Raw genomic sequence first — 13,157 nt, 5'->3', positions numbered from 1 at the left:
TAAGCCTCTAGGGTAATGCTCTATATTCGATACGGGCCTGTACCCCTCATAATAAGTGTCGGCACTGGGAGCGCATTTCGGGTTCCCGCCCACTGGAGCAGAGCCTGTGAGGTTTCTGGGATTTCAATTGTTGTTTGGTGATCACTTGGCACGCAGTGTGCGTGGGGTATCCTGCGCGCCCCCCTGCAAGGCTTGAGCCCAAGTTTCAAGGCGTTTTACGCCATCCTTGATTACCTGATTACAGTTGGAGTCTGCTATGACTGACTTGTTTGAAAATCCAATGGGCCTGATGGGCTTTGAGTTCATCGAATTTGCTGCCCCCCAGCCTGGCGTGATGGAACCTGTGTTTGCGATGATGGGTTTCACCAAAGTGGCGGTACACCGTTCCAAGAAAGTGTCCTTGTACCGTCAGGGCGAGATCAACCTGATCCTGAACGAAGAACCCAAGAGCCACGCTGCTTATTTTGCTGCCGAACACGGCCCTTCGGCCTGCGGCATGGCGTTCCGGGTGCGTGATGCGCAGCAAGCGTATGAGCGTGCACTGGAACTGGGCGCCCAGCCTGTTGATATTCCTACCGGCCCTATGGAACTGCGTTTGCCTGCGATCAAAGGGATTGGCGGCGCGCCTCTGTACCTGATCGACCGTTTTGGCGAAGGTAACTCCATTTACGATATTGACTTCGTCTACCTGGAAGGCGTGGACCGCCACCCTGTGGGTGCGGGCCTGAAAGAGATCGATCACCTGACCCATAACGTGTACCGCGGCCGCATGGCCTATTGGGCCCAGTTCTACGAGCACCTGTTCAATTTCCGCGAGATTCGTTACTTCGACATCAAGGGCGAGTACACCGGTCTGACGTCCAAAGCCATGACGGCTCCCGATGGCAAAATCCGTATCCCTCTGAACGAAGAGTCGGCCAAGGGTTCGGGCCAGATCGAAGAATTCCTGATGCAGTTCAATGGGGAGGGCATCCAGCACGTCGCCTTCCTGACCGATGACCTGATCGCCTCCTGGGACCAGCTCAAGGCCATGGGCATGCGCTTTATGACAGCGCCCCCACAAACCTATTACGAAATGCTGGAAGGCCGCTTGCCTGCGCACGGCGAGCCAACAGCAGAGCTGCAGAACCGTGGCATTTTGCTGGATGGCACATCGGAAGGTGGCCACCGCCGTCTCTTGCTGCAGATTTTCTCGGAAACCGTGATGGGCCCTGTGTTCTTCGAGTTCATCCAGCGCAAGGGCGATGATGGTTTTGGCGAAGGCAACTTCAAAGCCTTGTTCGAGTCCATCGAGCGCGATCAGTTGCGCCGTGGTGTACTGCAAGCTGATTAAGACGGTTCGGTTCTAGCGCTAAAAGCGCTGGTATGAATCTATCCCCACTGTGTGGCGTTTGCCGAACAGTGGGGATTTTTTTTGCCTATTTACTCTTGCTTGGCTCGTGAGGGCTGCAAGATTCTGAACAATTCCAGCATCAGATCCGATTGGGTAATCATGCCCACCAGTTCTTTATGATCATTGACCACCGGCATATGGCGATGGCGGCCTTGGCTGAATAAAGGAATCAACTCAGCAACGGACCAGTTTGCATTGGCGGTGACGGCGGGCGTCGTCATGATCTCGGCCACTGTCGGGGCCGAACGCTGGCGGGGACTTAAAAAGCGCTTGATGCGCTGGCGCAGATTGTCCGGCTGATCCAGCCCGGCACGTTGCAAAAAGTCTGATAAAGCCAAAATACCAATCACATGCTTGTTCTGGTCCAGCACCGGCAAGGCTTTGACCTTGCGCTCGCGCATCATGTCCCAGGCTTGTTGCAAGGGCGTGCTGATCTGGCAGGACAGGGGCGAATCATTCATCAAGGTCGCGCAGCGGCGTGTGCCCAGATTGCGTCGAAAGGCCGACTGATGCACATAGCTGACCAGCTTTTCCAGATCATCGTGGCTGATATTCAGCGTCTGGTTGTAATGGCTTAGCGCTGCATCGTAATCCTGGTCAGTAAAACGGGACGGGATAGTAGCGGGACGGGCTGCTGGCTTGTGAACAGGCGGATACGCAACCCCCGTCAGCCGGTTGTACAAAATCCCCAGCAGAATCAGCACGCAGGAATCAAACAGCACCGGAAACAGCACAAAGTCGTAGTTCTGAATGCCATTGAGCGCCGGGAACACGGCCATGGCTACGCTGGGTGGATGCACGCAGCGCAGGGCCAGCATGATGGGCGTGGCCACACACACGGCCGTCGTAATGGCGGCAATCGGGTGGGGCAGGAGAATGGCGCAAGTGATCCCGGTCAAGGCGCCCACCAGATTGCCCAGCAATACATTCCAGGGTTGGGCCAAGGGACTGGTCGGCACCAGAAAAATCAGCAAGGCGCTGGCAGCCAGGGACGCCACCAGCCAGTGATGTGTGTGCGCAAAATCTGACAGGGACAGGCTAAGGGAGGAAACAATCAGCACGCTAAGCGTGGCGCCTAGCGTGGCACGCAGCATTTCAGGACGTGCAATGGCCAGCGACTTGGGGCGCAGGCTGTCAAACCAGTGACGAAGTAAAGCAGGCATACCCATCAGGGGGAAGTAGGAAAACAGCCTTAAATCATACTGCTAACACTTCACTTCAGGGCTTAGCCCCGTGCTGAATACCGGGAATGATGGCCGGGCCCTTGCGCTCGGTGGCGATTTGTTGGGGTACGGCATCAACCGTAATCACAATGTGTTCACGCTGCAGCGAATCCAGCAGCACGCCGGGGGCCAGCTCCTGACCAGGGCGATACGCACGTACCGGCTGTTGATTGATGCTGAGCAGGGCCGCGCCAGTCTGGCCGCTCACAATCATGCCGTGCAAGCGCAGCTCAGGAAGGGCGGTGCTGCCTCCAAACCATTGCGCGATCTGATGCGTGCTGATCTGCTCGCGGTGGTCTTCATCCAGCACCGGCGCAATCGTGCCGTCCGATGGCAGATACAGGTTGATCAGCAGGTTGAGCAAAGCCAGCGCGATACCGGCCTGACACAAACGCAGCCAAAGATGTGACGGAAATATGGCGGAAATAATACCCATTTAGACTGCATCGCATAGTGCTTTCGCAGACGGCCCGTATGGCTGTCTTAAGGGCTCTTAGTGTGCGTGTGCTGCATGAAGCCCGTATGACAAGAGCTTGAGTTTTTTTGGGTGACTTATTTCCTTCATGTCTCGATCTACTTTATCTCGCAGTCCAGCACGTCGTTTGGCTGGATCTGTTCAGTCCCGCGCTCAACAAGGTTTCTCTTTGATTGAGGTCATGGTGGTGGTGGTCATCATGGGCATTATGGCGGCCCTGGTTGTCCCCAGTCTGATGGACCGTCCTGACCAGGCTCGTGCCGTGGCGGCTCGTCAGGATATCGCGGCGTTGACACAGGCGCTGAAGCTGTACCGCCTGGATAACGGCCGATACCCCAGCACGGCTCAAGGCTTGTCGGCGCTGTATCAGCGTCCCACCCAGCCGCCCGAGCCGCGTAACTGGCGTCCATATATGGACCGCTTGCCCAGCGACCCTTGGGGCAATCCTTACCAATATCTGCAACCCGGCGTGCATGGCGAGATTGATGTGTTCTCGCTGGGAGCGGACGGGCAGGCCGGTGGGTCTGGCAGTGATGCCGATATAGGCAATTGGGACTGATGTGACACAGCGGGGCTTTTCTTTGATCGAGACCCTGGTGGTCTTGCTGATCGTGGGCATTGTCAGCAGCGCAGGTTTAAGTGTGCTGGTACTGGACCGCGATCAGGGCTTGCAGCGGGAAGCCCGTCAACTGGCCTTGCGTCTGGCCGAATTGCAAGGCTATGTACGTGAAAGTGGTCGTCAAGTGGCCTGGACGGCAGATCAGCAAGGCTATCGTTTCAGCCTGATTCCGGACGTCACCGATGGCAGCAGCCCCACACCGGGCTGGCTGCGCGATCAAGCCCGCTTTGCCCAGTTATTTCCCCAGCGATCCTGGTCTTTGGACTCGGTGCGTGTGCGCCTGGAGCCAGTAGGACCGTGGGTTTTTGTGAATGAATGGTTGTCCGCGCCACGGCAGTTGGAGCTGGATGATGGCCACGAGGTCCTGCATTTACGCAGCGATCCGACAGGCCGTTTTGATGTGCAGTCATGACAGAGCGTGGCATGAGTTTGATTGAAGTATTGATTGCACTGGCGATTGTTTCGGTCGCGTTGACGGCGGGCTTGCGGGCACTGGGTTTGAGTGCGTCTGGCAGCCAGGCTATGTACGAGCGCAGTGTGGCCTTGCTGGCGGTAGACAGTGTGGTGGCGGAAATGCGTTTGCGGCGTCTGTTTCCCGAGCCAGGTGAAACCGTAGCTCCTTGCCGTCAGGGTTCCTTGAACCTGCAATGCAAGCAAGTGGTGCAGGCCACGGCCAATCGCTTCTTTCGTCAGGTGACGGTGCAGGCTTTTGTCCCCCAAGGCCCTGTGCTGGCCGAGCTGCACGCGACTTTGGCGTCCTTGCCATGACAGACGCTGGCCAGGAAGGCTTCACGCTGGTGGAAATGCTGGTGGCCTTGACCATTATGGCCTTGATCAGCCTGATGTCCTGGCGTGGTCTGGATGCTGTTTTACATGCAGATGAGCAGCTAAGCCGACAGGCGCGCCAGACCCAGGCTTTGTTCAATACCTTGTCCCAAATGGGCCGGGATCTGGAGTTGCATCTGCCTGCCGTGCCTCGTCCAAGCGATCCAACTGGTGCGATAGCGGTGTTGCCACCCAGCATTCATTGGCAAGCGCAGGGCGAGGGGCCCGCCATTCTGATGATTGAACGCCGTGCTGAAGCGGGGGCGGGCACCCAGCAAATTCAATGGCGTTTGCAGCAAGGCGTGTTGCAGCGGGCCATTGCCCAGGCTGGAACGGTGTACCCCTTGCCAGAGCTGGGCCCATTGCAAGATGTGCTGGAGCAGGTGAGCGCCTGGAATGTGCGTATCTGGATTCCGGCACGTGGCTGGCAAAGTTGGCCCTGGCCAGAGCAAGCCGGGGCAGCCGCGACTGGCATAGAGCTGACGGTGCAACTGGAAGGGCAAGAGCATCCTTACCGCAAAGTGGTGATGTTGCTATGAAGCGCCCATCCCAACAAGGCATGGCGGTGATTAATGCGCTGGTTGTCGTGATGGCGGTGTCGATTGCCACCATGGGCATCGTGCAACGCCAAAGTGGCTTGGCCACACAACTGGCCAGTGAGCGCGATTACCTGCAGGCCAATTGGTTGTTGCGCGGTGCGCTGGATTGGGCGGTGCTGGTGCTGCGTCTGGACTCGCAGCGTTCGGCGGTGACCCATAAAGGCGGACTGTGGGCTCAGGCCCTGAGCGAGCTGAAGATAGAGACCCCGGACAAGACCCGGGCGGCTTATTTCTCCGGCTACATCCAGGACGAACAGGGCAAATTCAATCTTGCTTTATTGCTGCGTGATGGGCGAGTGCAGGCTCCTTACGTGCAGGCGCTTGAGCAGTTGCTGGGCAGTGTGCAGCAGCCGCCTTCTTTGGCTTTGGAGCTGGCCCAGCGACTAGAACGGGCACAGGCCGGACAAGCCCCGTGGCCTTCTCATTTGCAGGATTTTTTTCCGAATGCGGTCCAACAGGCCAAGCAGCTAGAACCTTATCTGAGCTATTTGCCGCAGGCCAAATCCTTGAATGTGAATACCGCCAGCGCCCAGGTTCTGGCCGCCGTGCAGCCTTCGGTCAGTCTTGTGGAGTGGCGTGGCTTGTTGGAGCAGCGTGACCGGGGCCAGTGGTTCCGGGATCAGGCCGATGTACAAGCCCGTTTGCAACGTCAGGAGGCGCTGGAAGGGCAAACGCTGACCGTGCGCAGTGAATGGTTTTTATTAAGTGGAGAGTTGCGACTTGACCATAGCCGGGTAGCGACCCAGGCCCTGATTAACAGGGCAGCGGATCGCAGCCGGATTGTCTGGGTTCGTTGATGTGATGAGCAAAGTGCTGCGTATTTATTTGGACTCTCCACCACGGCTGGATCAGCCGGTGGATTTTGTGCTGCGAGACAAGCGCGCCAAAGTGCTGCGCCGGGGGCGGGGAGAGGTGCAAGCCTTGAAAGCCTTGGCCCGTTCCTTGGAATTGGTCTTGCCTGCAGGGATGGCGACGGTCACCGAAGCGCGTATTCCCTCGGTCAGCGCCTCTCGACGTCAGGCGGTGGCGTGCAGTGCTGTCGAGCCCATGTGTTTAAGCCCGATCGAACAGGTGTGGGTGGCCTGCTCTGCCGCCGGGCCGTCGGGAATGAGCCAGTTGGCCTGGACGGAGCGTCAGCCCTTGTTGGCACTGGGCGAGCAGGCTTGTCAGTTCGGCTTGCCCTTGAGTGCTGTGTACGCCTGGTCGGACGGCCACGAGCAAGACCGGCAAGGACAAGGCCAAAGCCTGACCATACCGGCTTGCTCTTTGTTGATGCCGGAGATGGCATCAAGCGGTGGAAGCAGTGTGCTGCGTCAAAGTCTGTGGTGGACCCTGGCAGCCGTGTTGAGCTGGACGCTGGTGTTGCAGCAGCAGGCGCAATCCTTGCGCTCGCAGATGAAGCAGACGCAGACCCAGATGGAGCAGGCTGTGCGACAAGCTTTACCGCACCTGCCCGTTATCGTCGCGCCTTTGACTCAGGCCAGACAGCACCGTGATGGTTTGCTGGCCGAGAAAAGCCCCGCCTCGGCCCCCTTTGATCGTTTGTTGATGGCCAGTGCGGTGCAGTGGCCAGCTTTGCAGGGACAGGTAAGGGCATTGAATTTCAAAGATCAGCAACTGCATTTGACCCTGGCCAGCGAGCTGCCTGCACAGCCTTTGGCGGCTGAATCTGATTTGGAATGGAAGCAGGGCGAATCGGCGCGGCAGTGGGAAATTGGGTTTAGCAAAGCGGCCCAGCAGTCCAATCAGCAGGGGGCGCAGCAATGAACAAGTTCACTGCTTTGAAGCCCGTACTGCTGAACCTGCAAGGCAAGCTGGCCACCGCCAGACAGTATTGGCAGGCCCTGAGCCGCCGGGATCAACTGGCCTTGTCGGTATTGGGCGCTTTGTTGGTGCTGATGCTTTTGTGGTTGCTGCTCTTGCGGCCTGCGGTGCGTGATCTGGCCTTGGCCAAGCAGGAGTTGCCCCGCTTGCAGTACGAGATGGCGCAATTACAAACCGTGCTGGCCCAGATTCAGGTTCTGGATAAAGAGCTGGTAGCGCCGCTTGATGCGCAAGGGCAAGACAAGGCCTTGCAGCGTAGTTTGCAAACCTTGGGTAGCCAGTGCCAGCCAGAGGAGGCGCAGGCTGAGCAGCGGGTTCTGGTCTGCCAGGCTGTGGCGGCGCCTGCCTTGATGGACTGGTTGATGCATGCCCCCCGTGTTCTGGGCTTTGCGGTGCAGGAAGTCAGCATGAGTCGCTCCGTGGTGGATAGCCGTGAACGCGCGGGCCTTCTGGATGGCCGCATTGTGTTGCGTGCGGGAGAGCCATCATGAAAAAGCTGGCAAAGATAAGTGCCTGGGGATTATTGACGCTGCTCTTGCTCCTGGCCGCAGTGCCGTTTTTACCTGCCCGCGTGATGCTGGTCTGGCAAGCGGAGCAATTGCCCTTACGGCTGGAAACGGCGCATGGCAGCCTGGCTTCTGGGCAGGGCTTATTGGTAGTGGGCTCGGGTTTGTTGGCTCGCACTGTCCCTGGCCCTGTTAGCTGGCGCTGGCGTTTGACGCCCTGGCCGCAGATGGAGTTAAGCCATGCCTGGTTCGATCAGCCCGTGCGTTTGCAAGCCAGCCTGCAAGGTTGGCGCATTTCAGGTCAAAGCCTGACCGCTCCCGCCGCGCTGTTGGGGCGTCTGCATCCTTTATTGCAGACCGTGCAGCCACAGGGACAGTTGCAATTGCGCTGGCCCAGCCAAGCACTGGCCGCCGAAACCGGACCCTTGCTGGAACTGGATTGGCGCAATGCACGATCCGCTTTGGCCGCTCAAGCCGAACTGGGCGATTACCAATTGACCGTCAACCGCAAGGGCAAGGGCGTGCAGCTTAGCCTGCGAACACTGGCGGGGGATTTGACCTTGGCAGGACAAGGTCAGTGGGGGCCGGATGGCGGGCTGTTTGAAGGACGCGCTCAAGCCAAACAAGCCGATGATCAACGCTTCAAAGAATTATTAGAGGCCCTGGGGCCTCAACGTCAGGGTGTGACCCAATGGCGAATCGCCACAACGACTAGCAAGCAGGAATAACGATATTTTGACTATGAGTACCTTGACTAAACGACTTCCTGGATTGCAGCCTCGCTTCCTTTTAAGCCTGGGTGCGGCCGTGCTGTTGAGCGCCTGTGCCAGCAATGGTCAGAAACCTGATCCTGGCCCGGATCCTTCTTCTTTTTTTGCCTCCGTAGGCAAGGCACCGATCAGCAGCAGCCAGAGTGATCCGCGCTTTGCTACCAGCAATACGCCTTCGCCTGCTGTTACCCGTCGGGTTCCGCAGCGGGTAGGAGGCAGCGCGGCCCCGATCGATTTGCCTGACCCGGCTCAGTTCCCGCAAGGCAATGACATTACCCTGAATTTTGTGGATGCCGAGCTGGATGGCGTGGTGGCGGCCCTGGCGCGTTTCACCGGGCAGAACTTCATCGTGGACCCGCGTGTGAAAGGCCAGTTGACCCTGGTGTCTGAAGTCCCCGTAGATGCACGCACAGCCTATGAAATGCTGCTGTCTGCGTTGCGCATGCAAGGTTTTGCCGTGCTTCGTAATGGCAAGGTCAGCCGCGTGGTGCCTGAAGCCGAGGCCCGTCAGCAAGGCGGTGCAGTGCGGGCCGCCGGGGCGGGAGCCAGCGGCAGTGGCGAGCTGGAGACCCGTGTCTTTACCTTGCGCTATGAAAACGCCACAGCCCTGGTGCCTGTGTTGCGGCCCATGATTTCGCCCAACAATCCTATCAATGCCTATCCCTCCAATAACACCTTGGTTGTCACGGACTACGGCGACAATCTGGATCGTATTGCGCAGGTGATTGCCGGGATCGATACCCCTGCCGGTTTGAACACCGACATCATCCCGATTGACTATGGTGTGGCGCTGGATGTGGCGGCCTTGGCCTCGCAAATGCTGGATACGCCCGGCAATGATGTAGCGCAACGCATTACCGTCGTGGCCGACCCGCGCAGCAATTCTGTATTGGTGCGGGCAGGCAGTCCGGCTCGTCTGGATCTGGCGCGTGATCTGATCCGACGCATCGACAGCCCGGAGAGCAATAAGGGCAATTTGCATGTGGTTTATCTGCGTAATGCTCAGGCTGTGCAGTTGGCTGAAGTGTTGCGCGCGGCCTTGACTGGGCAATCCGGCTCGGGGACGTCCTCTACCGGGACACAGCAGAAAAGTAATAGTCTGGCGCCAACACCGAGTACCGGCATGGCAGGTGGTGCCAAGGCTATGAATACAGCAGCGACCCCAGCCCAGCCACAAGGTGAAGCGGGTTTGAGTGCTGTGAACAATGCGAGTGGAACTGTGGCGTTCAGTGCAGGCGGTGCCACGGTGCAGGCCGATCCGTCCACCAATACGCTGATTATTTCGGCACCTGATCCGGTGTACCGTAGCCTGCGTGAAGTGATTGATCAACTGGACCAACGTCGCGCTCAGGTTCTGGTGGAAAGTCTGATTGTGGAAGTGAACGCAGAAAATGCGGCCGAGTTCGGCATCCAGTGGATGACCGGGGGCGGCAATATTGCCGACGGCTCGGGCTTTGTAGGTGGTGCCAATCTGGGCGGCAGTGGTATCACCAAGGCCGGGGCGACCACACTGGATTCGCTGGCGGCAGGCTTGAGCCTGGGTGTAGTGAAAGGCACGGTGAATGTGCTGGGCCAGCAGGTCGTCAACCTGGGTGTGCTGGCGCGTGCGCTGGAACGTCAGGGTGGCACCAACATTCTGTCCACTCCGAATCTGATGACGCTGGATAACGAAGAGGCCAGCATTATGGTGGGCCGTACCGTTCCGTTTGTGACGGGCCAATACACCACCACCGGCGATGGGGCCAGCAATCCTTTCCAGACCATTCAGCGTGAAGATGTAGGCCTGACCTTGAAAGTGCGTCCGCAGATCTCGGAGGGCGGCACCGTCAAGATGGCGCTGTACCAGGAGGTCAGCAGTATTGATACCGCCATGTCCGTATCGGCCAACTCGCCCGTCACGCGCAAACGTGCGCTCAGCACCAATGTGCTGGTGGATGACGGCCAGATCATTGTGCTGGGCGGTTTGCTGGAAGATTCGATTGAGGACGGCACGCAGTCCGTTCCCTTGCTGGGCGATATTCCGCTGGTGGGTAACCTGTTCAAGTACGAAAAACGCAAGCGCACCAAAACCAATCTGATGGTGTTTTTGCGCCCTCATATCGTGCGTAACGCTCAAGACAGCCAGAGCTTGTCTCTGGACCGCTACAACTATATGCGCGCTGTACAGACGGGCTTGCCGGATCGCTCCACCTGGTTCCACCCGGATGCAGGGCACATGGTTCTGCCGCCAAGCAGTGGTGCCGTGGACTTGCGAGAGAGCCTATGACCCGTTTGCCGTACTCCTGGGCACGCCAGCACCGGGCCGTGCTGACGCAACAGCAAGGGGTGGGTTCGCTGGTGATTAGCGAGCGAACACCGGATTGGGCTTTGGTGGAACTGCGGCGGCGCTATCCTGAATTGCAGGAGCGGCAAATACTGGACGCGGAACTGGATACCTTGATTGATGCCAGTTACGCGCAGGGCGATGATGCCGCCAGTGTGGTGGATGCGGCAGCCAACGAGGTAGACCTGGATCGCCTGATGCAGGAGCTGCCCGCCGTCACTGATTTGCTGGAAAACCAGGACGATGCGCCGGTGATCCGCATGATCAATGCCTTGTTCACTCAGGCAGTGCGCGATGGGGCCAGTGATATTCACTTGGAACCTTATGAAACCCATTCCGTTGTGCGTTACCGCGTGGATGGCCGTTTGCGCGATATTGTCAGCCCACGGCGTGCTTTGCACGGTGCCCTGGTCTCGCGTATCAAGATTATGGCCAGCTTGGATATTGCTGAAAAACGCTTGCCGCAAGATGGCCGTATTGCCTTGAAAGTAGGGGGGCGGGCCCTGGATCTACGCGTATCAATTTTGCCCACCGGACACGGCGAACGGGCGGTGATGCGTTTGCTGGACAAGTCAGCCGGGCAATTGGAGCTGGAGCGCCTGGGCATGGCGCCAGATATTCTGGCGCAGTTGGATGAGCTGATTCATCAACCGCACGGCATTGTGCTGGTCACCGGCCCTACTGGTAGCGGCAAGACCACCACCTTGTACGCCGCACTGGGCCGGGTCGATACGGCGCGCAGCAATGTGCTGACGGTTGAAGACCCCATTGAATATGACCTGCCGGGCGTGGGCCAGACGCAGGTGAATCCCCGGATTGAGTTGAGTTTTTCGCGAGCCTTGCGTGCCATTTTGCGGCAAGACCCGGACATCATCATGATTGGGGAAATCCGTGACCTGGAAACGGCGCAGATTGCCGTGCAGGCATCCTTGACGGGTCACCTGGTCCTGGCGACTTTGCACACCAACGATGCAGTCTCGGCCGCGACACGCTTGGTGGATATGGGGGTGGAGCCTTTCTTGCTGGCTTCGACCTTGCGTGGGGTCCTGGCCCAGCGTTTGATCCGCAAGCTATGCCGACATTGCCGTGTGCCTGCCGAGCATGGTCAGTATCATGCCAGCCCGCATGGCTGCGAGCACTGTGCCCATACCGGTTATCAGGGCCGTACCGGCATTCATGAGCTCTATCGGATCGATGAACGTGCTCAACACTTGTTGAATGCAGCGGGGGCGGAGCCCGCCTTGCGCCAGGCCGCCCGCGAATCGGGTATGCGCAGCTTGCGAGAAGACGCCCAGCGCTGGGTGGAGCAGGGCATCAGCACCACTGAAGAAGTCTTGCGCGTGACGCGCGAGTTATAGGCGGGCAGCACAAGATGGGTACCTATCACTATGAAGCAGTAGACCAGGCCGGGCGTAGCGAGCGTGGCGTGCTGGAGGCCGATAGTGAACGACTGGCGCGCCAGCAATTATTGGCCCGAGGCCTGCTGACCGTTTCCCTGAAAGCCGGACGCAGCCGGGCTGCGGCCCGTGCCCGCAGCGTGGGTTTGCGCCGTACCGAGTTGTCCTGGCTGACACGTCAATTAGCCAGTTTGGTGGCAGCCGGATTGTCTCTGGAAGCCAGCCTGGGCGTGGTGATCGAACAAGCCACACGTCGCCCCCTGGTGCAACTTCTGGCGGCTTTACGTGCCGATATCCGCGCAGGCCAAAGCTTGAGCGATGCCCTGGCCAATCACCCGCGCGACTTCCCGGAAATCTACCGGGCATTGGTCCGTGCCGGGGAGCAATCGGGCGAGCTGGAGCAAGTGCTGGACAGGTTGGCCAGCTTTATCGAAGACAGTGGGGCCTTGCGGGGCAAGGTGCTGACGGCCTTCATCTATCCCGCCATCGTCAGCCTGATCTCGGTAGCGATGGTGGTGTTCTTGCTGAGCTATGTGGTCCCGCAAGTGGTGGGAGCTTTTACCCAGGCCAAGCAGCAACTGCCCATGTTGACTCGCGTCATGATCAGCGCCAGCGATTTGCTGCGTGAATGGGGGCTGGTGCTGTTTATTGTGTTGGTGCTGATCGCCGTGCTGGTCGCTTTTCTGCTGCGACAACCGGCCTTGAAGCTGGCGTTTCATCGACGCTTGTTAGGTGTGCCTGTTCTGGGAGGCTATCTGCTGGGCGTGGATACCGCTCGTTTTGCGGCGACCTTGGCGATTCTGGCCGGTAGCAATGTCGCCTTGCTGACCGCTCTGGAAGCCGCCGGACGTACTGTATCCAATCTGGCCTTGCGCGATGCCGTGAACCAGGCAGCCATTCGTGTGCGTGAAGGCTTGCCTTTAGCCAGCGCGCTGCAACGCAGCGCCTTGTTCCCACCACTATTAGTACAACTGATTGCCAGTGGGGAAAAAACCGGCGAGCTGGCTCCCATGCTGGACCGTGCGGCGACAACTTTGTCGACTGAACTGGAACGTAAAGCACTAACCATGACTGCCTTGCTGGAACCCTTGATGATTCTGCTGATGGGTGGTTTGGTGCTGCTGATTGTGCTGGCCGTGATGTTGCCGATTATTGAGATGAATCAGCTGGTGCAGTAAAAGGCGGTAGTGTTCCTGCTTGCTT

At 58.6% G+C, this 13,157-nt stretch carries 14 protein-coding genes; 12 read left to right on the top strand and 2 right to left on the bottom strand.

Features of this window, described 5'->3' with window-relative positions:
• The first annotated feature begins 256 nt into the window (after positions 1-256).
• Entirely contained in the window at positions 257-1,333 is a 1,077-nt protein-coding gene (gene hppD / locus OSH09_RS17590; RefSeq protein ID WP_222669489.1) for a 4-hydroxyphenylpyruvate dioxygenase, read from the top strand.
• Between the two features lie 89 nt (positions 1,334-1,422).
• Here hppD and OSH09_RS17585 read toward each other — a convergent pair whose 3' ends face one another.
• Positions 1,423-2,556 carry an HPP family protein gene (locus tag OSH09_RS17585; RefSeq protein ID WP_266121735.1) on the bottom strand — a complete coding sequence of 378 codons (1,134 nt, stop codon included), beginning with the start codon at positions 2,554-2,556 and terminating at the stop codon, positions 1,423-1,425.
• Between the two features lie 55 nt (positions 2,557-2,611).
• The gene (locus OSH09_RS17580) at positions 2,612-3,052 is read right to left on the bottom strand and encodes a hypothetical protein (RefSeq protein WP_266121734.1); all 441 of its coding nucleotides are present in this window, start codon (positions 3,050-3,052) and stop codon (positions 2,612-2,614) included.
• A 127-nt stretch (positions 3,053-3,179) separates the two neighbouring features.
• On the opposite strand from OSH09_RS17580, the gene gspG reads away from it, so the two are divergent.
• The 11 genes from gspG to gspF are packed head-to-tail and all read left to right on the top strand — an operon-like array spanning position 3,180 to position 13,132.
• Positions 3,180-3,650, top strand: a complete 471-nt coding sequence (gene gspG / locus OSH09_RS17575; RefSeq protein ID WP_266121733.1) for a type II secretion system major pseudopilin GspG — start codon at positions 3,180-3,182, stop codon at positions 3,648-3,650.
• Position 3,651: 1 nt separating this feature from the next.
• The gene (locus tag OSH09_RS17570) at positions 3,652-4,122 is read left to right on the top strand and encodes a type II secretion system protein (protein WP_266121732.1); all 471 of its coding nucleotides are present in this window, start codon (positions 3,652-3,654) and stop codon (positions 4,120-4,122) included.
• A gap of 11 nt (positions 4,123-4,133) precedes the next feature.
• Positions 4,134-4,478, top strand: a complete 345-nt coding sequence (gspI, locus tag OSH09_RS17565; protein WP_266121731.1) for a type II secretion system minor pseudopilin GspI — start codon at positions 4,134-4,136, stop codon at positions 4,476-4,478.
• The gene (locus OSH09_RS17560; RefSeq protein WP_266121730.1) at positions 4,475-5,074 is read left to right on the top strand and encodes a PulJ/GspJ family protein; all 600 of its coding nucleotides are present in this window, start codon (positions 4,475-4,477) and stop codon (positions 5,072-5,074) included. The genes gspI and OSH09_RS17560 overlap by 4 nt, the downstream gene beginning before the upstream one ends.
• Positions 5,071-5,931, top strand: coding sequence for a type II secretion system minor pseudopilin GspK (gspK, locus tag OSH09_RS17555; RefSeq protein ID WP_266121729.1), 861 nt, complete (start codon positions 5,071-5,073; stop codon positions 5,929-5,931). Before OSH09_RS17560 ends, gspK begins: the two co-directional genes overlap by 4 nt.
• Positions 5,915-6,901: a GspL/Epsl periplasmic domain-containing protein gene (locus OSH09_RS17550; RefSeq protein WP_266121728.1), complete on the top strand. Its 987-nt coding sequence runs from the start codon at positions 5,915-5,917 to the stop codon at positions 6,899-6,901. The genes gspK and OSH09_RS17550 overlap by 17 nt, the downstream gene beginning before the upstream one ends.
• A complete protein-coding gene (gene gspM, locus OSH09_RS17545) occupies positions 6,898-7,449 on the top strand; it encodes a type II secretion system protein GspM (RefSeq protein ID WP_266121727.1) in 552 nt (183 codons plus the stop codon). Before OSH09_RS17550 ends, gspM begins: the two co-directional genes overlap by 4 nt.
• Positions 7,446-8,192, top strand: coding sequence for a type II secretion system protein N (gene gspN / locus OSH09_RS17540; protein ID WP_266121726.1), 747 nt, complete (start codon positions 7,446-7,448; stop codon positions 8,190-8,192). The genes gspM and gspN overlap by 4 nt, the downstream gene beginning before the upstream one ends.
• Before the next feature lie 13 nt (positions 8,193-8,205).
• Positions 8,206-10,500, top strand: coding sequence for a type II secretion system secretin GspD (gspD, locus tag OSH09_RS17535; RefSeq protein WP_266121725.1), 2,295 nt, complete (start codon positions 8,206-8,208; stop codon positions 10,498-10,500).
• Positions 10,497-11,915 (top strand): type II secretion system ATPase GspE, encoded by a 1,419-nt coding sequence (gene gspE / locus OSH09_RS17530; protein WP_266121724.1) that lies wholly within the window; start codon positions 10,497-10,499, stop codon positions 11,913-11,915. Before gspD ends, gspE begins: the two co-directional genes overlap by 4 nt.
• Before the next feature lie 14 nt (positions 11,916-11,929).
• A complete protein-coding gene (gene gspF / locus OSH09_RS17525; protein WP_266121723.1) occupies positions 11,930-13,132 on the top strand; it encodes a type II secretion system inner membrane protein GspF in 1,203 nt (400 codons plus the stop codon).
• Positions 13,133-13,157 lie beyond the last annotated feature (25 nt).

Origin of the sequence: Alcaligenes parafaecalis, from assembly GCF_026344135.1 — a bacterium.
GTDB classification, from domain to species: domain Bacteria; phylum Pseudomonadota; class Gammaproteobacteria; order Burkholderiales; family Burkholderiaceae_B; genus Alcaligenes; species Alcaligenes parafaecalis.
The sequence above is the reverse complement of the archived record's forward strand: the minus strand, read 5'-3'. Positions and strand labels throughout refer to the sequence as shown.